This window comes from Plantibacter sp. VKM Ac-2885 (genome assembly GCF_015351205.1).
GTDB classification, from domain to species: domain Bacteria; phylum Actinomycetota; class Actinomycetes; order Actinomycetales; family Microbacteriaceae; genus Plantibacter; species Plantibacter auratus.
The window spans coordinates 133,659-159,439 of the sequence record NZ_JADKSK010000001.1 but is presented as its reverse complement, the minus strand read 5'-3'; the positions used below and the strand labels follow the sequence as shown (position 1 = coordinate 159,439).

Annotated in this window: 20 protein-coding genes; 10 read left to right on the top strand and 10 right to left on the bottom strand. The window is 69.0% G+C overall.

Annotated elements, in window-relative coordinates; genetic code table 11:
* The first annotated feature begins 138 nt into the window (after nucleotides 1–138).
* Together ITJ66_RS00780 and ITJ66_RS00775 are read left to right on the top strand one after the other, a co-directional pair.
* Nucleotides 139–1,041, top strand: a complete 903-nt coding sequence (locus ITJ66_RS00780) for a ParA family protein (protein ID WP_274500041.1) — start codon at nucleotides 139–141, stop codon at nucleotides 1,039–1,041.
* On the top strand, nucleotides 1,041–2,099 hold the full coding sequence (locus ITJ66_RS00775; protein WP_194642860.1) for a ParB/RepB/Spo0J family partition protein: 1,059 nt from the start codon (nucleotides 1,041–1,043) through the stop codon (nucleotides 2,097–2,099). Before ITJ66_RS00780 ends, ITJ66_RS00775 begins: the two co-directional genes overlap by 1 nt.
* 268 nt (nucleotides 2,100–2,367) lie before the next feature.
* Here ITJ66_RS00775 and trxA read toward each other — a convergent pair whose 3' ends face one another.
* The 7 genes from trxA to ITJ66_RS00740 form a co-directional block, all read right to left on the bottom strand.
* Nucleotides 2,368–2,688 (bottom strand): thioredoxin, encoded by a 321-nt coding sequence (trxA, locus tag ITJ66_RS00770; protein WP_064294045.1) that lies wholly within the window; start codon nucleotides 2,686–2,688, stop codon nucleotides 2,368–2,370.
* 45 nt (nucleotides 2,689–2,733) lie between these two features.
* Nucleotides 2,734–3,744, bottom strand: a complete 1,011-nt coding sequence (gene trxB / locus ITJ66_RS00765) for a thioredoxin-disulfide reductase (RefSeq protein WP_137242937.1) — start codon at nucleotides 3,742–3,744, stop codon at nucleotides 2,734–2,736.
* A 151-nt stretch (nucleotides 3,745–3,895) separates the two neighbouring features.
* The gene (murJ, locus tag ITJ66_RS00760) at nucleotides 3,896–5,512 is read right to left on the bottom strand and encodes a murein biosynthesis integral membrane protein MurJ (RefSeq protein ID WP_194642858.1); all 1,617 of its coding nucleotides are present in this window, start codon (nucleotides 5,510–5,512) and stop codon (nucleotides 3,896–3,898) included.
* Nucleotides 5,505–7,844 (bottom strand): DUF6049 family protein, encoded by a 2,340-nt coding sequence (locus tag ITJ66_RS00755; protein ID WP_194642856.1) that lies wholly within the window; start codon nucleotides 7,842–7,844, stop codon nucleotides 5,505–5,507. The genes murJ and ITJ66_RS00755 overlap by 8 nt, the downstream gene beginning before the upstream one ends.
* Before the next feature lie 134 nt (nucleotides 7,845–7,978).
* A complete protein-coding gene (locus ITJ66_RS00750; RefSeq protein WP_194642854.1) occupies nucleotides 7,979–9,658 on the bottom strand; it encodes a DHA2 family efflux MFS transporter permease subunit in 1,680 nt (559 codons plus the stop codon).
* Between the two features lie 76 nt (nucleotides 9,659–9,734).
* Nucleotides 9,735–10,460, bottom strand: a complete 726-nt coding sequence (locus ITJ66_RS00745) for an IclR family transcriptional regulator (protein WP_137242941.1) — start codon at nucleotides 10,458–10,460, stop codon at nucleotides 9,735–9,737.
* The gene (locus tag ITJ66_RS00740; protein WP_194642852.1) at nucleotides 10,457–11,947 is read right to left on the bottom strand and encodes an APC family permease; all 1,491 of its coding nucleotides are present in this window, start codon (nucleotides 11,945–11,947) and stop codon (nucleotides 10,457–10,459) included. Before ITJ66_RS00740 ends, ITJ66_RS00745 begins: the two co-directional genes overlap by 4 nt.
* Nucleotides 11,948–12,159: 212 nt before the next feature.
* Between ITJ66_RS00740 and ITJ66_RS00735 the strand changes: the two genes are divergently transcribed.
* From ITJ66_RS00735 to ITJ66_RS00725, 3 genes are all read left to right on the top strand, one after another.
* A complete protein-coding gene (locus ITJ66_RS00735) occupies nucleotides 12,160–13,638 on the top strand; it encodes an APC family permease (RefSeq protein WP_086472465.1) in 1,479 nt (492 codons plus the stop codon).
* Between the two features lie 61 nt (nucleotides 13,639–13,699).
* Nucleotides 13,700–15,742 (top strand): primary-amine oxidase, encoded by a 2,043-nt coding sequence (locus tag ITJ66_RS00730; protein WP_194642850.1) that lies wholly within the window; start codon nucleotides 13,700–13,702, stop codon nucleotides 15,740–15,742.
* A gap of 9 nt (nucleotides 15,743–15,751) precedes the next feature.
* A complete protein-coding gene (locus ITJ66_RS00725) occupies nucleotides 15,752–16,324 on the top strand; it encodes a hypothetical protein (RefSeq protein WP_194642847.1) in 573 nt (190 codons plus the stop codon).
* Between the two features lie 19 nt (nucleotides 16,325–16,343).
* Here ITJ66_RS00725 and ITJ66_RS00720 read toward each other — a convergent pair whose 3' ends face one another.
* Nucleotides 16,344–16,724 carry a hypothetical protein gene (locus ITJ66_RS00720; RefSeq protein ID WP_064294055.1) on the bottom strand — a complete coding sequence of 127 codons (381 nt, stop codon included), beginning with the start codon at nucleotides 16,722–16,724 and terminating at the stop codon, nucleotides 16,344–16,346.
* 256 nt (nucleotides 16,725–16,980) lie between these two features.
* On the opposite strand from ITJ66_RS00720, the gene ITJ66_RS19635 reads away from it, so the two are divergent.
* Entirely contained in the window at nucleotides 16,981–20,577 is a 3,597-nt protein-coding gene (locus tag ITJ66_RS19635; protein WP_228501405.1) for an efflux RND transporter permease subunit, read from the top strand.
* Nucleotides 20,540–22,165 carry a methyltransferase gene (locus tag ITJ66_RS00710; protein WP_137242946.1) on the top strand — a complete coding sequence of 542 codons (1,626 nt, stop codon included), beginning with the start codon at nucleotides 20,540–20,542 and terminating at the stop codon, nucleotides 22,163–22,165. The genes ITJ66_RS19635 and ITJ66_RS00710 overlap by 38 nt, the downstream gene beginning before the upstream one ends.
* Nucleotides 22,166–22,185: 20 nt before the next feature.
* On the opposite strand, the gene ITJ66_RS00705 is transcribed toward ITJ66_RS00710, so the two are convergent.
* Together ITJ66_RS00705 and ITJ66_RS00700 are read right to left on the bottom strand one after the other, a co-directional pair.
* Entirely contained in the window at nucleotides 22,186–22,443 is a 258-nt protein-coding gene (locus tag ITJ66_RS00705) for a Txe/YoeB family addiction module toxin (RefSeq protein WP_064294057.1), read from the bottom strand.
* Nucleotides 22,444–22,448: 5 nt separating this feature from the next.
* The gene (locus tag ITJ66_RS00700) at nucleotides 22,449–22,700 is read right to left on the bottom strand and encodes a type II toxin-antitoxin system Phd/YefM family antitoxin (RefSeq protein WP_064294058.1); all 252 of its coding nucleotides are present in this window, start codon (nucleotides 22,698–22,700) and stop codon (nucleotides 22,449–22,451) included.
* 150 nt (nucleotides 22,701–22,850) lie between these two features.
* Between ITJ66_RS00700 and ITJ66_RS00695 the strand changes: the two genes are divergently transcribed.
* The 3 genes from ITJ66_RS00695 to ITJ66_RS00685 all read left to right on the top strand — a co-directional run bounded on the left by ITJ66_RS00695 (nucleotide 22,851) and on the right by ITJ66_RS00685 (nucleotide 25,495).
* Entirely contained in the window at nucleotides 22,851–23,795 is a 945-nt protein-coding gene (locus tag ITJ66_RS00695; protein ID WP_137242947.1) for a DnaJ domain-containing protein, read from the top strand.
* Between the two features lie 88 nt (nucleotides 23,796–23,883).
* The gene (locus tag ITJ66_RS00690) at nucleotides 23,884–24,834 is read left to right on the top strand and encodes a G5 domain-containing protein (RefSeq protein ID WP_194642845.1); all 951 of its coding nucleotides are present in this window, start codon (nucleotides 23,884–23,886) and stop codon (nucleotides 24,832–24,834) included.
* Nucleotides 24,835–24,943: 109 nt separating this feature from the next.
* A complete protein-coding gene (locus ITJ66_RS00685; protein WP_194642843.1) occupies nucleotides 24,944–25,495 on the top strand; it encodes a type 1 glutamine amidotransferase domain-containing protein in 552 nt (183 codons plus the stop codon).
* The last annotated feature ends 286 nt before the right edge of the window (nucleotides 25,496–25,781 follow it).

Genomic DNA, 25,781 nt, shown 5'->3' with positions numbered 1-25,781 from the left:
CCCTGGCGTCAGCCCACGCTGGTACGGTTGAAGTACACGTTTCGAGCAAGAAGGTTTCACGTGAAACAACCCGAACCAACGCATTCCGCGGCTCCCGAGCGCGACTCCGTTGGTAGCGCCTTCGACGCGTCCACGCCGTTGGCTCGCGAGCTCCATCATCTGACTGAGAGGCGTAAAGCCTTGGCTCACGCAACCCTGCCGACGCCCGACCACACTCGGGTCTTCACGGTCTCCAACCAGAAGGGTGGAGTCGGCAAGACGACCACCACCGTCAACATCGGCGCCGCCCTCGCTCGTTCCGGGGCTCGTGTCCTCGTGATCGATCTGGATCCCCAGGGGAATGCGTCCACCGCACTCGGCGTCGAGCATCACTCGGACGTCCCGAGTGTCTACGACGTCCTGATCGACGACTTCCCCCTAGCCGATGTCGTCCAGCAGAGTCCCGAGTTCCCCACGCTGTTCTGCGCACCCTCGACGATTCATCTCGCCGGCGCGGAGATCGAACTCGTGTCACAGGTCGCGCGTGAGCACCGACTCCGCACGGCGCTCGAACAGTTCATCCAGGACGCCGAAGAGCCGTTCCACTATGTCTTGATCGATTGCCCGCCGTCCCTCGGCCTCCTGACGATCAATGCCTTCGTCGCGGCCAAAGAGGTCCTCATCCCGATCCAGTGCGAGTACTACGCGCTCGAGGGCTTGAGTCAGCTCCTCAGTAGCATCCAGCTGATCCAGCGGCACCTGAACCCCGGGCTCGCCGTCAGCACGATCCTGCTGACGATGTACGACGGGCGCACCAACCTCGCGCAGCAGGTGGCCCAGGACGTCCGAGACCACTTCACCGGACAGGTCCTCGAGTCCGTCATCCCACGCGCGGTGCGCATCTCCGAGGCCCCCAGCTTCGGGCAGAGCGTCATCAGCTACGACCCCACCTCGCTCGGCGCGGTGTCCTATCTCGAAGCAGCGGCGGAGATCGCCAACCGATGGGCCGCAGGCTCCTCCGATACACCCGATACGAACCACCCTGAGGGAGTCAGTCACTGATGGCAACGAAACGAACTGGACTCGGTCGCGGGATCGGTGCACTCATTCCGACGACGAGTTCAGACTCGCAGGCGAACCGTCCCGTCGACGTCTTCTTCCCCGACAACCAGGGCACTGCCCGCAAGGCGGCGAAAGACGCTGCGACCGCCGCCGCGGACGCCGCGGCAGCAGAGGCGGCGGCAGGTGACGCCCCCACTGCACCGGACGCCGCTGCTACCAGGGCAGATGGGCCGCAGCTCGTGGCCGTCCCCGGTGCCCGGTTGGCGTACCTCTCCCCCGAACTGATCGTGCCGAACGCCAACCAGCCGCGCACGGTCTTCGATGAGGACCACCTCGCCGAACTCGTCACGAGCATCCGTGAGGTCGGCGTACTGCAGCCGATCGTGGTCCGGCCGATCCCTGGCGACGACGAGCGATACGAACTCATCATGGGCGAGCGGCGTCTTCGCGCTTCGAAGGAGGTGGGTCTCGACCGCATCCCCGCGATCATCAAGGACACCGCCGACGAGGACATGCTGCGCGATGCGCTGCTCGAGAACCTGCACCGATCCGAGCTGAATCCGCTCGAGGAGGCTTCTGCATACCAGCAGCTCCTGGCCGACTTCGGAATCACCCAGGACGAGCTTGCCAACCGCATCGGTCGTTCCCGCCCCCAGATCAGCAACACCATCCGCCTGCTCAAGCTGCCGGCGGCCGTGCAGCAGCGCGTCGCTGCCGGTGTGCTGAGCGCCGGACATGCCCGCGCCATCCTGTCGCTGACCGATCCTGAGGCACAGCAGCGCTTGGCCGACAAGATCGTGAACGAAGACTTGTCGGTGCGTGCCGCGGAAGCTGCGGCGGCTCAGGGCGTTCAGGCGAAGAAGCCGCGTCCGATCGCCGGATCGCGACGCGGGCAACTCGACGAAATCGCAGACCGCCTCGGCGACCGTCTGAACACCCGCGTGAAGGTGACGCTCGGCGCGAAGAAGGGACAGATGGTCGTGGAGTTCGCGACCATCGCCGACCTCAACCGAATCCTGAGCGAGCTTGGCGAGTCGGGATTCGGTCAGTCCTCCTGACGCTGTTTCACGTGAAACATGGGCCAGTCGGCCGCGGGGTACCGTATGCCCTTCGACAAGCTCAGGGACCAAGGCGGCGGAATCCGTGGATTGGCGGACGGCCGCCCCATCTCGGTTACTGAGCCTGTCGAAGTGCCGCGCGCGTGCTCTGTGATTGATAAAACCTGATCAGAGCGATAATTCGGGATGTTTCACGTGAAACACCCCGACAACGAAGAACCGCCCGACTCGGATGAGTCGGGCGGTTCCGTGATCTAGAAAAACCTGATCAGGCGAGGAAAGCTGCAAGATCCTTCTCGAGTGCTGCCTTCGGCTTGGCACCGATGACGGTCTGCACGACCTCGCCGCCCTTGAAGACCTTCATCGCGGGGATGGAGGTGATCTGGTACTTCATGGCCAGGTTCGGGTTCTCGTCGACGTTCAGCTTGAGAACGGTGATCTTGTCGCTGTTCTCGGAACCGATCGTGTCGAGGATCGGGCCGACCGCGCGACACGGACCGCACCAGGCGGCCCAGAAGTCGACGAGGACGGGCTTGTCGCTGTTGATGACCAGTTCGTCGAACGTGGCCTCGGTGACTGCATCTGACATGAGTGTTCTCCTTCGTGGTGGCCAGGCCGACAGCCTGGCCGTCGATCAAACGGTGGTGGTGAGCACTGGGTCGGCCGGCTGCGGACGACCGGCCGTCTGTGCTTCGCCGATGGCCGACGCTTCCCCAGCAGCCTGCTCGAGGTCTGCGAGGTAGTGCTCCGCGTCGAGGGCGGCGATGGTGCCGCTGCCGGCCGCGGTGATGGCCTGTCGGTACGTGGGGTCGATGACGTCGCCCGCGGCGAAGACGCCGGGGAGGTTGGTCTTCGACGAGCGGCCCTTGACGGCGATCGTGCCCTCGGGGGCGAGCTCCAGCTGGCCGTGGATGAGGTGCGTGCGCGGGTCGTTGCCGATCGCGATGAACAGGCCACCGAGCGGCAGATGGGTCTCCGTGCCGTCGGTGGTCGAGCGCAGCGTCACGCCGTCGACCGCGTCGGCACCGGTGATGCCGGCGACTTCGCTGTTCCAGATGAACTCGATCTTCTCGTTCGCGAACGCACGGTCCTGCATGATCTTCGACGCCCGCAGGGTGTCCTTGCGGTGGATGACGTACACCTTCGACGCGAACCGTGTGAGGAAGGTGGCCTCCTCCATGGCGCTGTCGCCGCCGCCGATGACCGCGATCGTCTTCTCCTTGAAGAAGAAGCCGTCGCAGGTGGCGCACCAGGACACACCGTGGCCGGAGAGCCGCTCTTCGTCTTGCAGACCGAGCTTGCGGTAGGCGGAGCCGGTGGCGAAGATCACGGTGTGGGCCTCGTGCACCTGTCCGTTGCCGAGGGTGACCGTCTTGACGTCGCCGTCGAGCTTGAGCTCGGTGACGTCGTCGTAGAGGACCTCCGTGCCGAACCGCTCGGCCTGCTCCTGGAGCTTCATCATGAGCTCGGGGCCCTGGATGCCCTCGGGGAAGCCGGGGAAGTTCTCGATCTCGGTGGTGTTCATGAGCTCGCCGCCGGCCTCGACCGATGACGCGACGAGCAGCGGCTGCAGCGAGGCGCGGGCAGCGTAGATCGCCGCCGTGTAGCCGGCGGGTCCTGATCCGATGATGATGACCTGACGCACGATGCTCCTCAGTGGTTCGTGGGCTCCCGGACCAGGTGGGTTCCGGGGTTCCGAGTGGTGTAACACATCCTAACCGGCCGCTATTCCGCTCTCCCCGGGGCCTCGGGCAGCTCTCAGCCGGTGTGCGTGAGGTGGTGTCGACGCGTGGGTGTCAGCGCCCGAACCGGGCGAGGACGGGCGCCAAGGCCGCCTTGAGCTCCGGCGTGCGCAGGAGGGCGAGCACCGCGAGGTACACGGCGGCCATCGCCGCCCCGACGACGGCCATGGTGACGATGGCGCCGGGGATCGTGGCGGTCGGGAACCCCTCCTCGCTGACACCGCCGAGCAGCAGCAGCACGACGACTCCGACCACAGCCGCAGGCACGGCGGCGGCGATGAACCGGACCAGGCTCAGGACGATACGTCGGCCGTCGAGACCCCCCAGCCGGCGCCGGAGCAGCAGTGCGGCGACCACGGTCTGTGCGATGCACGCGATCGTGATGGCGAGCGCGACGCCGGCACCCACCAGATGCGGTGGGAGGACCAGGAGCACGATCAGCGCCAGGAGGACGAACAGGAGGGTCTGGAACAGGGTGAAGAAGAAGGGCGTCTTCGTGTCTCCGAGGGCGTAGAAGGCGCGCTGGAGGACGAAGAGGATGCAGAAGGGCACGAGTCCGATCACGAACGCGATGATGATGCCGCCCATCGCCTGCGCCTGTTCGAACGTCTCGGCGAAGACACTGCCGAACGGCACGGCGACCACCATGATGACGGCCGCTGCGAGCACGATGAGGACGCTCACGACGCGGATGGCCCCGGAGATGTCGGCCTGCAGCCGCTGGATGTCCCGTCCGCGATCGCGTGTGCCCTGCGCGTGCTCGCTCATCCGCGTGAAATAGGCCGTCGCGATCGAGACGGTGATGATCGAGTGCGGGAGCATGAAGATCAGCCAGGCGTAGTTGAGGATCGCGACCGAGGGTCCCTTATCGCTCACGGAGGCGACGATCTGGGTCTCGACGATCCCCGCACCGGTCGTCAGGAGCAGCATGCCGAAGGTCCAGCTGGCGATCCGCCCGGTGGCGCGGAGGCCGACGCCTCGCCACTGGAAGTCCGGTCGGAAACGCAGTCCGGCCCGACGCCAGAACAGCATGAGGAAGGCGGCCTGGACGACGACGCCGAGGGTCGCGGAGCCTGCGAGGAGCACCGTTCGACCGTCGGTCCACTCACTGACCGCGAGGTCGCCGCGGCCGTACAGCGTGATGAAGGCGATCAGCCCGGCGATCGCGATGACGTTGTTGAGCACCGGTGCCCAGGTGAACGGCCCGAACATCTTGCGTGCGTTCAGGACCTCGCCGAGGACGGTGTAGAGCGCGTAGAACAGGATCTGCGGGAGACACCAGTAGGCGAACGCCGTCGCGAGCGCGAATTGATCAGGCGACAGCGTCGCGGCGACGATGAACACGAACACGGGTGCGAGCAGGGTGATGAGCGCGGTGGCCCCGCCGATGAAGACGAGGGTGATGGTGACGAGCTTGTTGATGTACGCGTTGCCACCGTCGGCATGGATCCCCGCACGGACGATCTGTGGCACGAGCACGGCGCTGAGCACGCCGCCGCCGATGATGACGTAGATCGTGTTCGGGAGCTGGTTGGCGATCGCGAAGGTGTCGCCGATGACCAGGACGCCGATGGCCTGAGCCACGAGGATCGCCTTGACGAAGCCGAGCAGTCGGGAGACGAGGGTTCCCGAGGCGAGGAGCGCGCTCGCCCTGCCGATGCCGTCAGCCATTCGTCTCCTGTCGTCCGGGTGACGACTCTACCGGGGGCTCACCGCCGGGGGGCTGACCGCTGTCCGGAGCATCTGCGGGGGCGGCGGACGTGGCACCCGAGCCGCGTCGCTTGGCTCGTCGACTGAGGACCATGCGGACCACACCGCTGACGAACAGCAGGGCGACGAGCAGGGCGAGGACGACGGCACCGATACCCTCCCAGTCGGCGCGGACGTTCACGCCCACGAAGGACTGGTCACCGATCGCCCGCCCGCTGGTGCTGAAGAGTTGCAGACGGAGGGTGACGTCGCCGTTGCCGATCTGTGACTGCACGGGGACGAGCACGGTGGCGCGCGAGTCCGCGGCGATCTCCTGCGTCACGGAACCGGAGATGCTCAACCGACCGTTGCTCGGTGAGGCCTCCATGACCACGGTGACGGGATAGGGCAGGTCGTTGCGCACGGCGAACGGCAGGGACACCTCGCCGCCGACCATGTTGATGCGACTGCTGTCGGTGACGCGCACCGACGCGAGGACCGTGTCCGTCCGTTCCTGCTGCGCGGTGACCGCCGATCCCCAGTCACCCTCCGCACGCAGCCAGCCGGCCGCGAGGCTGGAGAGCAGGGTGGCGCGCTCCCGTCCGGTCAGCAGCTCGGGTTCGTCGAGCACCGAGGAGAAGGCGGTGACGTCCTGTTCCTCGTCGAGGAGGACCTGCACGTCGGACACGCGTTCGCTGTCGGGTGCCATCGCCCCGAGTGTCGCCGCGGCCGGAGGCTCGGCGAGCGTCGCCGCCAGGGAGGTCTGCGCCGTGGCCGGCAGGGAGCGGAGCGCATTCACGGTGTCGGCGAGGGCGGGCAGGGTCGCGTCCACTCCCCGAGGCAGCACGGCGACGACCGCCCCGCCGGACGACCCCTCCGTGCCGATGGCGGCCGCCCGCGCGTTCACGTCGGCGATGGCGCTCTCGAACGCGGCGTCCGTCGTGGCGGCGGCGGCGTCGCCCAGCGACTCGGCGAGGCCGTGGTCGGCCAGCAGCGTCTGCGCCGTGCCGACCGTCGCCGAGGCGCGCACGGTCTGTCCGGTGTCGGTCGTGTTCGCGGAGTCGAGCATCGTGACCGTTCCGCCCGACGCGGCGAAGACGGCGAGATCCGCATCGGTCACCGCGCCTCCCGCCCACACGATGCTCGGGAGCGAGTAACTCCAGCTGAGGAGCTCGTCCATGGTCGGAACGGTCGGTACCGCCTGGCCGGGGGTCTCGGAGGGGCTCGGTGTGGGTGTCGGCTCGTCCGACGGAGTGGCTGCCGCCGACGGGTCGGCCGCTGTGGCCGGCGAGGACCCCGCCTGCGGCGTCGGCTGGACGTCGTCGGGCCCGGTGGTCGGCGACCCGGTCGGGGTGGGCGTCTCGGTCGGCTGCACGACGGGGAAGTCGGCGACGTTCAGGGCGAAGGAGAACGAGCTCGGGGCCAGCAGTCGGTCGAGGCCGGCTTCGGCCTGTACAGCGGGTTCGGCGTCGCCGTACTGGAGCGCGAACGTCTCGTTCGGTGCGGCCTCGAGGCGGGCGAGCCAGGCGACGGCGCTCTCCGGTGCGCGCGTGCCGAGCGCGCGGACGGACGCGATGATGCGTGGGTCGATCCCGAGCGCGATCTGCTCGCCGAAGAGTGCGTCGAGCTGCGTCGTGAGCGCACCGTCGTCGGCCGTGAGCTCGGCGAGTTCGTCCGCATCGAGGAGTCCGCCGTAGCTGAGGGGCACGGTGAGCGGGGCGACGAGCGCGACGGTGGCTGACGTGGGTTGTCCTTGCGCCCGCCAGACCAGCGCCGTCCGACCTCCGGCTGCGGTGTCACCCGCGACGTAACCGGCTGAGACGCCGTAGGAGCCCCACGCGTCGGTGTCGTCGAAGCCCAGCGCCGGAGGAGTGAAGTCGAGCCCGCTGACGACGTACTGCTGTCCGGCGATGAGTTCGGGGATGTCGATCGTCCGCACCACGGTGGTGCCGGCGGGGGTCGCGGCCGCGTCCGCCCCGGTCGTGTCGAGCCAGGCGTCGAGCGCCGCCGTGCCGGTGATCCTCGCCGTGGTGACCGCCACGGACACGGAGCCGGCGGGGAGATCGGCGTCGGTGCCGTTCGTGAGCGTGATGCCGAACGAGGTGAGGGACGAGGGTTCGACCGCTCCCCCGTCGCTCGGACTCACCTCGACGGACACGAGGCCGTCGGGAGTCGATGCCGTGTTCGCGCTCAGCTCGGGGGAGGCGATCGCGCTGGAACCCGTGGACCAACCGCCGGCGGACACCACGGCGAACGACAGCGCGGCTGCGGCGAGGGCGCTGAGGAGGCGTGGGCGGTGGCGGTGGCGTGTCATGGGCGGTGGGGACGGTCCGCTCGGGCGGAGCCGTCCGGTGACGATTGTACGGGGGCCTCCCAGTCGAACCTGGGTGCTGATGTCCTGGGAGACGTCGATTCGCCGCCGGCGGAGGTGTGAGGCGGCCTCGAGCCCTACGTCCGCGAGGTCGGGTCGGACGTCTCGGAGGAGTCCGTCCCGTCCACTCGCGCTCCGGCTTCGTCCTCTCGGTCCTCCCGGCGCCCGGCCCCGAGCGACAGGGTGGCGAGGAAGCCGACGGCCAGGAATCCTGCAGCCGCGAACGCTGCGTAGCGCGTGCCGTCAGACAGGGCGATCCTGGCCTCCTCGGCAACCGTCGCGGTCGCCGGGTTCGCGTCGAGACCGGCGATGGCGGCACCCGAGCTGTCGACGACACTCGTCACGAGGGCGTCGCGCTGCGCGGTCGGCACACCGGCGTCCTCGAGTCGTCCGTCGAGGACCGACGCCGTGCTCACGAAGAGGATGGTCCCGAGGACGGCGATACCGAGTGCCGAGCCGATCTGCCTCGCCGTGCTCTGTGTCCCGGAGCCCTGGCCGCTCTGCTCGACGGGTACATCCTTCAGGACGACGCCCGTCAGCTGTGCGGTGGCGAGACCGACGCCGAAGCCGTAGACGAACAGGAACGGCACGATCGCGAACCATTCGGTCGCCGGCCCGACGACCAGTCCGATGCCCGCGACACCGATGATCTCCGCGACGATGCCGACGCGGACGATGAGGACGGGCGCGACCCGGTTGCCGAACGCGCCGGCGAACCCGCTCGCGACGAAGGAACCGATCGCGAGGGCCAGGAGGATCAGACCGGTCTGCAGTGCGCTGTAGCCGAGGACGAACTGGAGCCAGATCGGCAGGGAGAGGATGATGCCGAACTCCCCCAGGGAGACGATGAGGGCGGCGATGTTGCCGTTCCGGAACGATGGCAGCGAGAACAGGGAGAACGCGATGATCGTGCTGCGCCCCTGGCGCATCCGGTGGCGTCCCCAGAGGACGAACGCGACACCTGCGACGACCGTGACCATGAGGGCCACAGGTACCGGTGAGAGGCTGAACGGCCAGGTCCAGTCCCCGATGACGAGCGGGTTGTCGGTGAGCCACCACCCGAGACTCCGGCCCTCGATGAGTCCGTAGACGAGGGACGCGCTCGTCAGGATCGACAGGACGGCTCCGACGGCGTCGATGCGGTCGGTCGCGGGTTCCCGTGACTCCCCCACGAGCAGGAGGAGTCCGACGATGATGAGGACACCGAGCGGCACGTTGATCCCGAACGCCCAGCGCCAGGAGAAGTCGGTGGTGAGCCAGCCGCCGAGGAGCGGACCGACCGCCACCATGCCCCCGATCGTGGAGCCCCACACCGCGAAGGCGATCGCACGGTCGCGGCCTCGGAAGGTCGCGTTGATGATCGAGAGGGTCGTCGGCAGGATCATCGCGCCGCCGACGCCCTGGATGACCCGGGACAGGATCAGGAGGTCGCCCGTCGCCGCGAGGGCGGCGAAGACGGAGGCTCCGCCGAAGACCACGACGCCGACGAGCAGCATCCGACGACGGCCGAACCGGTCGGCGAGCGTGCCGAACACGATGAGCAGCGCGGCGAAGACGAGCGTGTAGGACTCCTGGACCCACTGCACCTGGGTCGAGGAGATCCCGAGGTCGTCGACGATCGACGGGATCGCCACGTTGACGATCGTCGAATCGACGATGATGAGGGCGACGGCGATGCTGATGACGACGAGGCCGAACCATTTGCGACGGTCCGACGGCGAGCGCTCAGGCTTCGCGGAAGGCGTGGACTCCGTCATGCGCGGAAACGATCAGCTGGCTGCATATTCTGATTATGCGCCTTCTCGAGGCTGATGTCACACGGACGTCCGGCGGTCAGACGAGGAGCGGCTGCAGCTGACGCGAGCCGTCGATCAGGAGGTCGAGGAGTGCGGCGGGGCGCTCGATCCGCTCACTCGGTGCCGAGAGCGACAGCCCCGCGACGAGACCGCCGCGGTCGTCCCGGATCGGGACCACGAGGCAGCCGTGACCGGGCGTCACCTCACCCACTTGCCGTGCGTACCCGAGTCGTTCGACGTCGTGGATCAAGGGCTCGGCGTCCCGGAACGGCCGCTGGACGAGCCCTGACCAGTCGTATCCGCCGTGAGCGAGCTCGTGCAGGAGCAGACGCCCGATCGCGGAGGTGTCGAGACGCCTGACGATCCGCTGCTCGTCACTCAACGGGAAGTCGGGATCCGCATCCGCGATCCTGATCCGATCGCCCTCGTACCGCACGAGGTGGACGCCGCCTCGCACGCTCGACCGCAATCGTCCGATCACCTCGCGCGCAGCGAGCGGGGGTGGTGCTGGAGCGACGAGGTGGGCGAGCTCGACGACCTTCCGTCCGAGCGCGAATCCACGGAGATCGGGCATGCGGACGAGGTATTCGTCCTGGACGAGGAGGTTGAGGAGTCGGTACGTGGTCGCCCTCGGCATGTCGAGTCCGGCCGAGACCTCCTGCGCCGTCACACCTGCACCGCATCGCGCGACCTCCTCGAGCACGGTGAGCGCGCTGTGCACGGCCTTCGGTTGTCGGGCGCGGAGCTCGCCCGAGCCGCTCACCGGGGCTCCGCGGACGGTCCGCCGAGCACGTCGGCGCTCACCGTCTCGTCGTAGACCCCCACGGTCGAACTCAGCCACGGTCGGCGTCGATGCCGAATCGCCCAGATCGCGATGCCGAGCGCCATCGTGATGAGGAACACCCAGACGCCGACAGCCCGCTCGCCGGCGCTCTCGACGACCAGATAGACGACGAGCGCGACGGACAGCAGCACCCCGGCCACCACCGCTCGCAGGAGCGGCCAGAGCGTCAGTTCTCCGATCCGCCAGAGGAAGACCGGGGCTGCGATGCAGACGAGGACGTAGGCGGTGATGTACCCGGCCGCGGCCACGACGATGAGGACCTGCATCGCCGCCCAGGCTCCTCCGGTCAGTACGAGCGCGAGCACCGAGACGGGCGTGACGATCGCCAGAGCCGAGATGATCGCCACATGGGGCGTACGGAACCGGCCGTGCGTGGTCCCGAGGCGCGACGGGAGGACCCCCTCTCGACCCATCGAGAAGACGACCCGCGAGAACGCCGTGATGGAGGCGATCGCACAGGCGAGGAACGACGCCGCGACGGACAGGTCGAGCAGCAGCCCCATCCATTCGACGCCGAAGGCCAACGCCAGGTCGTTGATGGGTGTCCGGGTCGCGGTGATGTCCTCCCCCAACGCCGCGAAGCCCGCCAGCTGACTGTACGAGGTGACGAGGAAGAGGAGACCCGCGCCGACGACCGTCCAGACCAGGGACCGGGGGATGCTCGCGAACGGCCGGCGGGCTTCGACGCCCAGCGTCGAGGAGCTCTCGAATCCGACGAAGGCGGTCACGGCGAGGACCGATCCGACCGCGAGGTGTTCCGGGGAGGCGTCCAGCCCGAGCACCGCCCAATCGGGCGTCGGTCCGAGCTGCGACAGGAGCACGCCCACGAGGATGAGGATGGTCGCGACTGAGGCGCTCTCCACGATCAGGGTCACCCGGGTGGACAGGTGGATCCCGCGGACGAGCACGACGAGGCAGACGACGGCCATGCAGACGAGGAGTGCGGACACGACACCCGTCGAGCTCGGCATGCCGGGCCAGAACCGGTGCAGCAGGATCGACAGGTAGTACCCGGCACCGGCCAGGGCGAACATGGCGATGAAGCCGTACCCGATGAGCAGCGCGACGCCCGTGACGAAGGCCGCACCCGTTCCGAGCCCCTTGGAGACGAAGGTGTACAGCGAGCCGGTTGCGGCGATGCGCTTCGCGAACACGTTCACGGTGGTGGCGACGAGCAACGACAGCAGCATCGCGATGGCGAGCGACCACATGGTCGCCCCGCCCGCGGTCACGGTGACGATCAACGGGATCGTCGTCGCAGCGGCGGACGGCGCCACCGCCGAGACGGACTGGGCGAACACGTCGATGAACCCGACACTGCGCCGCTGGAGGCCGTCGACCGGTGACCGGGACTCGAGACCACGGACGCTCGGAGGATTGCTGATCGCGCGTTCCAGAGCCGTCACGTCCCTCACCTCCTCCTCGTCGTTCAGGCTAGGCGCGTCCCGTTGCACCGGCGTGGCGGGCGTGTTTCGGCTTCATGACCGTCAAATGAGACAGCGGTGTCGACCGGTCTCATTCGGTGCCGAGCAGGTGTTACGGCGACGAGACGAGGCGGCAACAGGAGACCGGGATGCTGGCCTCGTCCCGATACCGCCGCATTGCTCGAGGAGTGTCCATGACCGTCACGAAAGGTCCGGCCACCGATGCCGGACAGCCCACCCGGTCCCTGAAGGGATCGCTCGGCGTCACCGCCATCGTCTTCATGGTCGTCGCCGCGGCGTCGCCGTTGACGGTCGTCGGTGGAGCCGCACCGCTCGGCATCCTGCTCGGCAACGGGGTCGGCTTCCCGAGCATGTACGTCGTGTCCGCGGTGATCCTCCTGCTGTTCGCCGTCGGACTCTCGGCCATGACGCGGCACGTGCCCAAGCCGGGTGCCTTCTTCACCTTCGTCGGATACGGGCTCGGCAAACCGGCCGGTCTCGCGTCGGCGTTCCTCGCCCTCCTGACCTACACGACCATCCAGGTGTCGGTGTACGGCTACATCGGTTACCTGCTGAGCGTGACCTTCGCCGGCCTCGGTGCTCCGGAGATCCCCTGGTACCTCTACTCGCTCGCGTCGATCGCCGTCGTCGGTCTGCTCGGCTACCGCCACATCGACCTCAGCTCGAAGGTCCTCGGCGTCCTGCTCGTGGCGGAGGTCGGGATCGTCCTCGTCCTCGCAGGGGCGGTCATCGTGACCGGAGGTGCCGACGGGCTGTCGGCCGAGCCGTTCGTGCCCGAGCAGGTGTTTTCCGGGTCGCCCGGTGTCGGACTGATGTTCGCGATCGCGGCGTTCATCGGCTTCGAGGCGACCGCGATCTTCCGAGACGAGGCGAAGGACCCGTCTCGCACGATCCCGCGGGCGACCTACATCGCGGTGATCGGGATCGGCCTGTTCTACACCCTCGCCTCCTGGGCGCTGGTCATGGCCTGGGGCCCGGACGACGTCCTCGCCGTGGCCGGTGAGGATCCCGGCGCGATGATCCTCCGCACCACCCTGCTCTACCTCGGCCCGGTCGGAGAGCTCGTCATCAACGTCCTCCTCATCACGAGCATGTTCGCCTGCGTCCTCTCCTTCCACAACGTCATCACCCGGTACCAGCACACGATGTCGAACGCCGGCGTCCTGCCGGGCCGGCTTGGCGGCGTCCACCCCAAGCACCTCTCGCCGCACACCTCGTCGCTCGTCCAGAGCGCCACCGCGGCGATCCTGATCGTCGTCTTCGCCGTGCTCGGTCTCGACCCCGTCCTGCAGGTGTTCACGTGGTTCGCCGGCGTCGCGACCCTCGCGATCGCGATCCTGATGGCGGTCACGAGCCTCGCGGTGATCGTGTACTTCGCTCGCACGAAGCAGGATCGGCGGGTGTGGAACACGGTCGTCGCACCCGGCCTCGGGTTCATCGGACTCGTCGGTTCGGCCGTCGTGATCGTCGTCTACTTCCCGATGCTGGTGGGAGACGTGGATGCGGGCGGCAACCCCGTGTTCGGAACCGTGAGCGCCGTCCTCCTCGCCCTCATCGCGGTCTGCCCCGTCGTCGGCCTCGTGCAGGCCGCGTACCTGCGTCGTCGTCGCCCGGCCGCCTACGCCGACGTCATGGACGCCATCGGCGGTTGACCATCCGACCCTTCCCCTCACCTTCCGAGACCAGCCGCATCACCGAACCAGGAGCCTCACGATGACCATCACCGACCCCACAAACCTGCGCAGCGCCGACGACGACGCCCCCGTCCAGCACCCGCTCGCCAGCCTGTCCGCACCCGAGTTCGACCGCATCCGCGACATCGTCACCGGCTTCGACGACTTCACCGAGACGACCCGGTTCGCCTACGTCGGCCTCGAGGAGCCCCACAAGCGGGCGGTGCTCGCCTGGCAGGCCGGCGACGGTCCACTGCCGGAACGCCTCGCCCGCGTGATGTTGCTCGACATGGCCACGGGTCGATCGACGGACAACGTGGTGTCCATCGACAGCGGGTCCCTGCTCAGCACGGTCGTCCTGGACGGTTCCCGCGGCCAGCTGCCCATCCTCATCGAGGAGTTCGACGCCATCGCGGAGATCGTGGCGGAGGACGAGGGGTGGGTCGCCGCCCTCGCCGCCCGTGGTTGCACGGTCGACGAGGTGAAGGTCGTCCCGCTGTCGGCCGGCTTCTACGACTATCCCGAGGAGGTCGGGCGCCGGATCGTCCGGGTCCTCGCGTTCCGTCAGGACTACCCGGCCGACCACCCGTGGGCCCACCCCGTCGACGGACTGAGCGCCTATGTCGACACCGCCGCGCGACGGATCACCCGCCTGATCGACGCGACAGCCCTGGCGATCCCGGCGGAGCCCGGGAACTTCGACGACCCGGTGGTCCAGGGTGCTCCGCTCTCCTCGCTCAAGCCGATCGTCATCACCCAGCCGGAGGGTCCGAGCTTCCAGGTCGACGGCGAGTTCGTCGAGTGGGGCAACTGGCGGTTCCAGGTCGGGTTCGACGTCCGTGAGGGCCTCGTCCTCCGGCAGCTCTCGTTCGACGATGCCGGCGAGGAACGACCGATCATCTACCGGGCGTCGATCAACGAGATGCTGGTCCCCTACGGTGACCCCTCCCCCGTGCGCTTTTGGCAGAACTACTTCGACACCGGCGAGTACCTGTTCGGCCGGTTCACGAACTCCTTGGCGCTCGGGTGCGACTGCGTGGGCGAGATCAAGTACTTCGACGCGGTGCTCGCCGATGAACTCGGCAATCCGTTCACGATCGAGAACGGGATCTGCATGCACGAGGAGGACTTCGGCACCCTCTGGAAGCACTCCGACCTGTACACCGGCTCGAACGAGGTCCGGCGGTCGCGTCGGCTGGTCATCTCCTTCTTCACGACCGTCGGCAACTACGACTACGGGTTCTACTGGTACCTGTACCTCGACGGCACCATCGAGTGCGAGTCGAAGTTGACGGGCATCCTCTTCACCTCCGCGTACCCCGGGCTCGACGCGGAGGGCGCCGACTACCCGTACGCCTCGGAGGTCGCGCCCGGGCTCGGTGGGCCGTACCACCAGCACCTTTTCTCGGCCCGTCTGGACATGATGGTCGACGGTCTGTCGAACGCGGTCGAGGAGGTGGACGCGGTCCGGGTGCCGATCGGGCCGGGGAACGAGCACGGCAACGGCTTCACGAAGCGGGTCACGCGGCTCAGCACGGAAGCGGGGTCCGGGCGCGTGGCGGACGGTTCGGCCGCTCGAGCCTGGCACATCGTCAACACGGAGAAGACGAACCGGATGGGACGCCCGACGGGGTACGTGCTGTACCCGCAGGAGTCGCCGACGCTCATGGCCGACGCGTCGTCGTCGATCGCCAAGCGGGCGGAGTTCGCGACGAAGCACCTCTTCGTGACGAAGTACGACCCGGCTGAACGATACGCGGCGGGCGACTTCGTCCACCAGAACCCGGGTGGCGACGGGATCACGCGCTTCATCGAGGGCGACGAGTCGATCGACGGCGAGGACATCGTGCTCTGGCACACCTTCGGACCGACGCACTTCCCCCGTCCGGAGGACTGGCCGGTCATGCCGGTGGACTACGCCCGGTTCACGCTCAAGCCCTACGGCTTCTTCGGCAAGAACCCGACCCTGAACGTCCCGCCGAACGAAGCGGTCGGGCACTGTTCGCACGACACCGGCGCCGCGCACGTGGGACACGGCGGTCACGACCAGGGCGCCGAAGAGCACTGTGGCCACGGGCACTAGGCCGCGGCGATGAGCGAGGTCCTACATCTCGGGGCGCTCGTCCCGGCCGCCGTCGGTGCCTGTTGCACCGTCGGCGGCCGACGCGGACCCCTCGACCTCGTGGCCGCGATCGTCATGCTCGCGGCGATGCTCGACCTGGCGACCGGTGTCGGGATGCTGCATCCGTTGCTCTGGGCCGTCGTCCTGATCGTCCTCGCCGTCGCCTCGGCGGTCCGGCTGCGGTCCATCGCCGGGCTGCCGACTCCGGTCGGTGACGCTGTGGCGCTCGCCACCACGCGTCACCGTGCGGCGATGACCGCGCACACCTCAGGCGGCCTCGTGATCATGGCGGCGCTCGTGTGCACCATGGCTGGTCATGCCGCCGGGACCATATATGCAGGATCGGGCATGCACCCGGCAGGACATCAGATCGGGACGGTCGCCCTCCCCGCCGTGCTCCTGACGGGCGGCATGGCGGGGTTCGTCGCCCTGTCCACGCGGCTGGCGGTCGAGGCGGCTCGACGGCGTGAGCGGGTCGTGGTCGTCGAGGTGGTGAGCATGACGGTCTCCGTCGTCACCATGGGGCTCGCCGCGGCGCTGTGACCTGGGCGGCGGCGTCGATCTACTCGGCGTCGTCGCCCTCCCACGGCGGCCGGGCTACCTTGCCGGACATCCGCCATACCGCTCGGGTCAACTCGGGGTGCACGCGGGCGATCTCACGGAGTACCTCGTACTCCAAGTGGTCCGCGTTGTCGCGGTGGTCCTGGGCGTCGTCGAGCGACGAGTACCCGGCGAGCCGCGCCATCGCGTGCTGGGCGGCCAGACCCCGGGCGTGCAGCGCGTCGTCCCGGAGGACGGCGACGACGAGCTCGTCGACCGTCGGCATCGAGGGCAGGAAGTCCCAGGGGTCCTCACCGTCGCGGGCGCGGTGCTCGATGATCACCTCGCGCTCGAGCTGTGCGTCGCGGCGCAACCTGGGGAGGTCGACGGCCTGCAGATCCACGTACCCTCCTCGCTCCGGCGCACCCCGCGGCGCGCACTCGGGTATCAAGGGTACGCCCGGTATCGGTGGACCATGCCGTCAAGGCGCAGCTCCCTCGCGGCCGAGGCTGGTACCGCAGGACCACCGATGTCGTCCGATCGGCGGATGCCGGGGTCGCATCAGGTCCATCCTCATGCGGATGTGGTCGGTGGCGGCGCTCCATAGCGTGGAGTGGGGCGGATCGCGCCCACTCCGCGACCGAGAGGCCCGTCCTTCCATGTCATTCCTCACGAGGCTCAGCCTCGCCAATCGACTGATCGTCGGCCTCATCACCGCGGCGATCGTGGCCTTCGGACTCTTCGCGGTCGGTTCCTTGAAGCAGGAACTGCTGCCGTCCGTGCAGCAGCCGGGTGCCGTCGTGGCCGCGACCTACCCCGGCGCCTCACCGTCGTCGGTGGAGCGCGAGGTCACGAAGCCAGTCGAGCAGGCGGTGCAGGGGGTCAAGGGCGTCACCGGCGTCACCTCGACGTCGGTCAGCGGTTCCACGTCCGTGCAGGTGAGCTGGGACTTCGGCCAGGACGACGAGAAGATCGTCGGTGACATCCGCAGCGCCCTCGCCGGCTTGAAGAGCACGCTTCCGAACGACACGACCACCGAGGTCTATGCCGGTGGAAGCGAGGACATCCCCGTGCTGCAGCTCGCGGTCGCGTCCGAGGACGAGTCCGGTGAGTTCGCGGGCAAGGTCGAGAGCACGGTGCTCCCCGCGCTCCGTGGGATCGCCGGCGTGCGTCAGGTCGATCTCGCCGGTGAGAACGCCACGCAGCTCGTCATCACGATGCGTCCGGCCGACCTCGCGGCCAAGAAGGTGACCGCGGAGGAGGTCATGGCGGCCGTCCAAGCGAGTGGTGTCATCACGGCTGCCGGGACGAGTGTCGACGCCGGCAAGGAGCTCTCGATCGAGGTCGGCTCGCCCGTCGGCTCGCTGGCCGAGTTGCAGGCCCTGCCAATCCAGCACGAGGACGGGCCCTTCGCGCTCTCCGCCGTCGCGGACGTGGAGCTCGTGCCCGCAGCCGAGACCTCCATCGCCCGGGCGGACGGTCTCCCGTCGCTGTCGCTCACCATCCTCAAGGACCCGTCGGCCAACGCCGTCCAACTCGCCCACACCATCCGTGACGCCCTCCCCGGGCTGGAGCAGGAGCTCGGCTCGGGTGCGGCGTTCACCGTCGTCTTCGACCAGTCGCCGATGGTCGAGCAGTCCATCCACGACCTCTCCGTCGAGGGCGGGCTCGGGCTGTTGTTCGCGATCATCGTGATCCTGGTCTTCCTGCTGTCGATCCGGTCCACGATCATCACGGCCGTGTCGATCCCGCTCTCCCTCCTCATCGCGATGATCGGTCTGTGGATCGGCGACTACTCGCTCAACATCTTCACGCTCGCAGCGCTGACCGTCGCGGTCGGGCGGGTGGTCGACGACTCGATCGTGGTGATCGAGAACATCAAACGTCGGCACACCGGGCGGGCGATGACGACCACGAGTGTCGTCGAGGCGGTCCGCGAGGTCGCCGGGGCCGTGACCGCGTCGACGATCACGACCGTGGCCGTGTTCCTCCCGGTCGCCTTCGTCGGCGGGACGGTCGGCGAGCTGTTCCGACCGTTCGCCGTCACCGTGTCGGTCGCGCTCATCGCGTCGCTCGTGGTGTCGCTCACGATCGTGCCGGTGCTCGCCTACTGGTTCATGCGAGGCTCCTCCGCCCCGGTTGTGGGCAAGGTCACCGACGACGCGGCCACCGAAGAGGCGTCCGTCGTCGAGGACGAGTCCGAGGCGTACTCGAAGCTCCAGCGCGCCTACCTGCCGGTCCTGCGCACCGCCCTGAAGCGTCCGGTCGTGACCCTGCTCGTGGCGGCGGTCGTGTTCGCCGGGACGATCGTCTCGGCCGGGTTCCTGAAGACCGACTACCTCGGCGACATCGGGGGCGAGAACACCGTCACGGTCACCCAGGAACTCCCTGAGGGGACGAGCCTCGACGTGACCAGCGACGCGGCCGCGGCCGTGGAAGCGGTCCTCGCGAAGACCGCGGGCGTCTCCGGGTACCTGACCACCGTCGGTGGGAACGGCTCGAGCAACACGGCACAGATCAGCGTGACCGTCGGTGAGGAGAGCTCACGTGAGGGCGTCGCCGACACCATCCGGAAGGCCGTGGCGAAGCTCGACGACGTCGGAGAGATCACCGTCGGTGACGCCGCAGGCGGATTCACCGGTGGCGGTGGCGGCATGGAGGTCACGCTGCAGGGTGAGGACCCCGTGGCGCTCGCCACAGCTGCGGCCGCGGTGCAGGACATGCTCGGCGGTACGGACGGCCTCCGCGATGCGACGAGCGACCTCGCCGACGAGCAAGGTCTGCTCAAGGTGAACGTCGACCGCGCCGCCGCCGCCCGGTACGGCTTCACGCAGGAGCAGGTCGGCCAGGCCATCGCCAGTGCGCTCCGCGGCACGCCGATGGGTTCGGTCATCCTCGAGGGCTCGTCTCGCGACATCATCGTGCGGTCGCAGCGGGTCGGCACGACACCGGCCGAGATCGCCGCGCTCCCCCTTCCGGTCAGCGCGCTGCAGCAGGCCGCGGCTCAGAAGGCCGCGACCGACGCCCTCACGGCCGAGCAGGACGAGGCCACCCAGCGTGCGAAGGACGAGGCGGCATCCCAGGCCGCGACCCAGCGCTCGGAACTCCAGGAGGCCCGCTCGACCGCGGCGTCGCAGCTCGACGCCCTGCGGGCTCAGCTGAGCGCGTTGCAAGCGGCTCCCGTCGAGGTGCCACCGGTCACGCCCACGACACCGGAGGAGGAGGCGGCACGGCAGGCCTATGAGGCCCGCGCCGCCCAACTCGTCGGGCTGAGCGACGCCATCTCCCAGCTCCAGGGTTCGATCACGACCATCGACGAGCAGCTGACCGCGATGCGGGACGCCGAGAGCGAGGCGGCCGAGCAGCAGGCGGAGGCGGACCGCCTCACCCAGGCGCAGAAGGACCTCGCCAACGTCAGCGCCGTCCCGATCCCGGTCAGCGCCGTCGCGCAGGTGGGCGAGGAACGCGCCGCAGCGGCGATCACGCGCATCGACGGCGTCCGGACCGTGACCGTGTCGGCGACGCCGACGGGTGACGACCTCAGCGCGACGACGCTCGCCGTCCGGGAGGGCCTCGACGGCCTGGACCTGCCGAGCGGGGTCACCGCCTCGGTCGGTGGTGTCGCCCAGGACCAGGAGGAGTCGTTCGCGCAGCTCGGCCTCGCGATGCTCATCGCGATCGTGCTCGTCTTCATCGTCATGGTGGCGACGTTCCGGAGCCTCCTGCAGCCGCTCATCCTGCTGGTCTCCGTGCCCTTCGCGGCGACCGGCGCGATCGCGGCCCTGCTCATCACGGGGACCCCGCTCGGCATCCCGTCGATGATCGGCCTCCTCATGCTCATCGGCATCGTCGTCACGAACGCGATCGTCCTCATCGACCTGGTCAACTCGTACCGGGCTCGGGGCGACGGCATCGACGACGCGGTCCTGCACGGAGCCCGACTCCGTCTGCGGCCGATCATCATGACCGCCTGCGCGACGATCTTCGCGCTCGTGCCGATGTCGCTCGGCCTCACCGGCGGTGGGGTGTTCATCTCGCAGTCGCTCGCGATCGTCGTGATCGGCGGCCTGGTGTCGTCGACGCTCCTGACGCTCATCCTCGTGCCCGTGCTGTACCTGCTGCTGGAGCGCCGGACCGAGCGCCGTCTGGCGAAGCGCGAGCGGAAGCGCACGGCGAAGGCCGCGCAGCGCGAGGTCGAGGAGCACGACGAGCAGACCGATGAGGACCTCGACGCGATCCTCACCACGGATCGCTGACGGCGGCTGCAGGGTGGGCGGCTCGGCCCACCCCGCAGCTGGCACACTGGTGGGCGTGGACCAGCGACTGATCGACCTCCTCCGTTCCGACCTCGATGCGGCCGGGTACACGGTGGAACGGGTGCGTGGTCTCTGGGGTGAGACGGCCGAGGCCGCCCTGCACCGCTCCAACCGGGTCGTGGCGATCCGCTCGCTCGACGAACGCCGCTGGACGGCGGGAGCGGAACCGCTCGCGACACTGGCGACACTCTTCGTGCTCGGTGTCGCCGTGGGGGCCGATGACGCGACGCGTGCTCTGCCGTCGCTCGGTCTCGACGGCGCGGTGGCGCTCGGTCTCGTCGGTTTGAGCGACGACGGATCGGTCGCCCCGGCCATCGACCTGCGTCCGTACGCCTGGGTCGACGCCAACGGGAGCGGTGCCTGGTGGATCGCCTCCGACCTGGGCGAGCTCGCTCTGGGTCATGAGCTCGGCGAGGAGCACGTCCTCGGGGTCGGCGGCGCATCGATGACCCTGAGCGGCATCATCCTCCCCGAGCGAATCGGAACGGCACTGGACCTCGGTACCGGGTGCGGCATCCAGGCGCTCCACCTGTCGCGGATCGCCGATCACGTGGTCGCGACGGACATCTCCGAACGGGCCCTCGAGCTCGCCGCACTCAACGCGCACCTGAACGGCATCGACTCGATCGAATTCCGCCACGGCAGCATGTTCGAACCCGTCGCCGGTGAACGGTTCGACCGCATCGTCTCCAACCCCCCGTTCGTCATCACCCCGCGTGCCGAGGGCGTGCCGAGCTACGAGTACCGCGACGGCGGTCTCGTCGGCGATGCGCTCGTCGAGTCCGTGTTTCTCGAGGCCGCCCGGCACCTGACGCCCGGCGGCGTGGCGCAGTTCCTCGGGAACTGGGAGTACCGCGACGGCGCCGACGGGCTCGAGCGCGTCGCCGAGTGGGTGGATCGCAGTCCGGAACCGGTCGACGCCTGGGTCATCGAGCGCGAGGTGCAGGATCCGGCCGAATACGCGGAGACCTGGATCCGGGACGGTGGCACCCGCCTCGGAACGCCGGAGTTCGAGCGCCTCGCGGGAGCCTGGCTCGACGACTTCGCGGCTCGGGCTGTGACCGGCGTCGGCTTCGGGTATGTCCTGCTCCGTCGATCGGACCCGTCCACTCCGCTGCGCCGTTTCGAGCGGCTGCACGGGCAGGCGGGTTCGAACGCCGCCGGGCTCGGTGCGCACCTCGCCGTGTGTCTCCTCGCACACGACTGGCAGGTCGCGCTCGACGACGAGCAGCTGCTCGGCGAACGCGTCATCCTCGCGGGCGACGTCACCGAGGAGCGCCACTACTGGCCCGGGGACGAAGACCCGACGGCGATGACCCTGCGGCAAGGTGGCGGCTTGGCCCGCTCGGTGGGCATCGACACGGGCCTGGCGGGGCTCGTCGGCGCCTGCGACGGCGAGTTGACCCTGGGAGCCATCATCGACGCGATCGCCCAGCTCGTCGAGGTCGATGCGGCGGAACTCCGCGCCGAACTCCTCCCCCGGGTCCGCGCACTGCTGGACGACGGCATCCTCCTGCCGAGCTCCTGAGGTGTTCCGGCACGTCGGCCTTACTCGTAATGGAAGCGTGCCTGGGCGATGAGGACGCCGTCGTCCGTGAGGCGGTAGACCAGTCGATGTTCGTCGGTGATCCGTCGTGACCAGAATCCTTGGAAGCCGTGCTTGAGCGCCTCAGGTTTGCCGATGCCCTCGTTGCCGTTCCGGATGATGTCCTTTAGGAGGAGATTGATCCGTTTGACGATGCGCCGATCCTGTTGCTGCCAGTGGCAGTAGTCCTCCCAGGCGGCGTCGGACCAGATGAGCCGCACGCCGACTACTCGACCAGGTCGTGCTCGGTGCCCGCGCCGGCCTCGAGGTCGTCGATGGCCTGGAGGAGCCGACGTGCGTTCGACGGCGTCCGGAGCAGATACGCCGATTCCTTCAAGGACTCGTAGTCGTCGAGCGCGACGATCACGACCGGGTCGCGCCCCGCTCTGGTGATGATCACCTCCTCGCGGTCGTCGAGGACCGAATCGAGGGTGGCCGCGTAGTTCGCGCGGGATTCCGAATAACTGAGGGTACGCATCAACATCCTCCAAGTACAACAAACTGTACGTCGGCTGGTTTGAGTTGTCCACAGCCCCGACCGGGTGCCGGTTCGGGCGGTCTTCCAGGTGATGGCGATAGTCTGCCGTGTCGGACCGACCGACGCCGCCGACGAAAGCGACCACCCTCCATGCCGGAGAGCCCACTCTCAGCCAGCCCGTACGAGGTGCTCGGCGTGAGCACGACGGCGACGCAGGACGAGCTCCGGAGGGCCTACCGACGGCTCATGCGCGAGACCCACCCCGACCTCGGCGGAAGCGCGCGACAGTTCAACGCCGTCCAGCTCGCCTGGGAGCGCGTCGGGACCGAGCAGGACCGAGCCGCCTACGACCGCGGGCGCAACGTGCCGTCCTCCGACACGGGCGACGACGACGCTCCGACCTGGTCGGCGTCGACCACTGGTCGGTCGGGTACGCAGCGCGCCGACTCACGCCCTCGCGCTCGCGCCTACGGGCACCCCGGCGGAGACTCGCGCGAGGCCTACCTCGGGCTCATCCGGGAGTGGGTCGGCCGTGGTGTCCCGCTCGACGACCCCTACGACCCGAAGCTCGTCCGCTCGGCACCGCGCGAGATCCGGCACCAGTTGGCCAACGCGCTCGCCGAGGAGCAGACGGCGCGCACCGTGGCGACGCTCGGCATCGGATACACGGTCTGGCACGACGTCCTGGCTCCGGGCGAGGCGAAGCTCGACCACGTCGTCCTCGGCCCGACCGGCCTCTTCGCGGTCAAGTCGGAGGACTGGGGTGGGCCGGTCCGGGTGCACCGTGGAGAGGTCGTCGGCGAGACGCTCGATCCTCGCGAGGAGCCCGTCCGGTCGATCGTGCGCTCGGCGCGGACCGTCGCGAAGGCGGCGCGCGTGAAGTTCACGGCTTCCGTCATCGTCGTGCCGGACGGCGCCACCCCGGAGTCGGTGGAGTTCATCGGTCGCAAGCATCCGGTCACGGTCCTCGTCGAGCGCTCCCGCCTGGCCGACCTCCTCCGCACCGGCCTCCCGGGCGTCGACCGCATGGGTGGCAACCAGCTGTTCGACATCCGCACGCGCCTGCAGCAGACCATCCGCTTCGTCGGCCTCTGACACGCGCCGCGACACGGCACGGGAGGAATCCCCTCCAGCCCCACTCGGGGACCTTGTGCCGTCGTGCTCCAGGGCCCAGCATCAGGGCATGACGTCTCCCGCGGGCTGGTATCCCGATCCCGAGCAGACCGGCCAGCAACGATGGTGGACCGGAGTCGGCTGGGGTGGGCAACGCGTGCCGGCGGCCGTTCCCGCTCCCCCGGCCGCCGCCCCTGCCGCTGTACCGGCTGCGGCCGGGGCCACCCGGACGCGCCGCCTCGGCCCGCTCCACATCGTCCTGCTCAGCCTCGTCGGAGCACTGTTGCTCGTCAGCGCCGTCGGTGGCGCGTTCTGGGCGATGCTCGCACTCGTCGCCCTGGTGGCCGTGGTGATCGGCGTGGTCGCGCTCGTCCGTGGTCGCGTCTCCTCCCTCGGGATCCGCAACCGCGGGATCGCGGCCGCGGTGATCGGAGCGGCCCTGTGCGTGTTCGTCGTGGGCGGGAGCGCCAATGCGGCCATCCACCCGGTCGGGAGCCGGCCCGCGGCACTGCTGTCGGCTCCGGAGGGGACGTCCGTCGCCAAGCCGAGTGCCACGCCGTCCCCCACCCCGACCGACGTCGTCACCGAGGTGACGGAGGTCGTGGAGATCCCGTTCGCCGTGACCGAGGTCCAAGACCCGAACATCGACGTCGGCCAAGTCGTCGTGACGACCACGGGCGTCCCCGGACAGCAGACGAACACCTACCGCGTCACCACGCGAGCCGGGGCCGAGATCGCTCGAGAGCTCGTCGCGCAGCTCGTATCGGTCCAACCGGTCGCGCAGGTCACGTCCGTCGGGACGCGACAACCCGCTCCGCCGCCTCCCGCTCCCGTCGCCGAGCCGGCCGGCGGAGGGTGCGACCCGAACTACGAGGGGCAGTGCGTTCCGGTCGCGAGCGACGTCGACTGCGCCGGCGGAAGCGGCAACGGGCCGGCGTACACGCCCGGCCCGGTGTACGTCGTCGGGAGCGACGTCTACGACCTCGATCGGGACGGCGACGGCATCGCCTGCGACACCTGAGCAACCCCGTTCGCGCTCGGCGGAAGCCCGGGTCCGCGAGGTGGAGCCGAGCGTATCGTCGCTGTCGAGGCGCCGGACGGTGCCTCGACGCTGACGGATTGGAGCGACGATGAGCGCAGCACTCAACGGCAAGCAGGTGGCCTTCCTGCTCACGGACGGCTACGAGGACAGTGAACTGACGAGCCCCTGGGAGGCGGTCACCGGAGCCGGAGCGACCGCCCAACTGGTGTCGCCCGCCACCCAGGACGTGACCGGCAAGAACGGACACGTCCAGCCCGTCGACGTCGCGGTCGCCGAGGCGTCCTCCGACGACTACCACGCACTCGTGCTGCCGGGCGGCGTCGTCAACGCGGACGACCTCCGCGTGGACGAGTCCTCGGTCGCCTTCGCGAAGGCGTTCTTCGAGCAGGGCAAGCCGGTCGGGGTGATCTGCCACGGCGCCTGGATCCTCATCGAGGCGGACGTCGTCCGCGGTCGCGAACTCACGAGCTACCCGAGCCTCAAGACGGATCTGCGCAACGCGGGTGCATCCTGGGTGGACGAGGAGGTCGTCGTCGACCAGGGACTCGTGTCGAGCCGGACGCCCGACGACCTCCCGGCCTTCAACGCGAAGCTCGTCGAGGAGATCGGCGAAGGCGAGCACGAGGGCCAGCACGCCTGACTCCGGTCGCAGCGCGACGCACGAACGCCCGGTCCTGGTGGACCGGGCGTTCGTGCGTGCGGGTCAGACCCAGCCGCAGATCGCGCGCAGCAGCTCGAGCAGCTTCCGGTAGAAGTCCATGAGACCCCCTCCTCTCATATCAGATGCTGATATTTGACATCAGTCATCCTGGCAGAGCACAGGAGGTCGCACAGTCCCCGGAACGGCGGACACCGTGCTGTCGGCGACGTCGTCCAGCACGCACGAACGCCCGGCCCCTTGGAGGGGCCGGGCGTCCGAGTGCTGT

What these genes read in the sequence shown, in the direction of transcription:
- ITJ66_RS00775 (WP_194642860.1), top strand. Translation starts at nt 1,041, where the DNA reads ATGGCAACGAAACGAACTGGACTCGGTCGCGGGATCGGTGCACTCATT.
- trxA (WP_064294045.1), bottom strand. Translation starts at nt 2,688, where the DNA reads ATGTCAGATGCAGTCACCGAGGCCACGTTCGACGAACTGGTCATCAAC.
- murJ (WP_194642858.1), bottom strand. Translation starts at nt 5,512, where the DNA reads ATGGCTGACGGCATCGGCAGGGCGAGCGCGCTCCTCGCCTCGGGAACC.
- ITJ66_RS00755 (WP_194642856.1), bottom strand. Translation starts at nt 7,844, where the DNA reads ATGACACGCCACCGCCACCGCCCACGCCTCCTCAGCGCCCTCGCCGCA.
- ITJ66_RS00750 (WP_194642854.1), bottom strand. Translation starts at nt 9,658, where the DNA reads ATGACGGAGTCCACGCCTTCCGCGAAGCCTGAGCGCTCGCCGTCGGAC.
- ITJ66_RS00735 (WP_086472465.1), top strand. Translation starts at nt 12,160, where the DNA reads ATGACCGTCACGAAAGGTCCGGCCACCGATGCCGGACAGCCCACCCGG.
- ITJ66_RS00730 (WP_194642850.1), top strand. Translation starts at nt 13,700, where the DNA reads ATGACCATCACCGACCCCACAAACCTGCGCAGCGCCGACGACGACGCC.
- ITJ66_RS00725 (WP_194642847.1), top strand. Translation starts at nt 15,752, where the DNA reads ATGAGCGAGGTCCTACATCTCGGGGCGCTCGTCCCGGCCGCCGTCGGT.
- ITJ66_RS19635 (WP_228501405.1), top strand. Translation starts at nt 16,981, where the DNA reads ATGTCATTCCTCACGAGGCTCAGCCTCGCCAATCGACTGATCGTCGGC.
- ITJ66_RS00710 (WP_137242946.1), top strand. Translation starts at nt 20,540, where the DNA reads ATGAGGACCTCGACGCGATCCTCACCACGGATCGCTGACGGCGGCTGC.
- ITJ66_RS00700 (WP_064294058.1), bottom strand. Translation starts at nt 22,700, where the DNA reads ATGCGTACCCTCAGTTATTCGGAATCCCGCGCGAACTACGCGGCCACC.
- ITJ66_RS00695 (WP_137242947.1), top strand. Translation starts at nt 22,851, where the DNA reads ATGCCGGAGAGCCCACTCTCAGCCAGCCCGTACGAGGTGCTCGGCGTG.
- ITJ66_RS00690 (WP_194642845.1), top strand. Translation starts at nt 23,884, where the DNA reads ATGACGTCTCCCGCGGGCTGGTATCCCGATCCCGAGCAGACCGGCCAG.
- ITJ66_RS00685 (WP_194642843.1), top strand. Translation starts at nt 24,944, where the DNA reads ATGAGCGCAGCACTCAACGGCAAGCAGGTGGCCTTCCTGCTCACGGAC.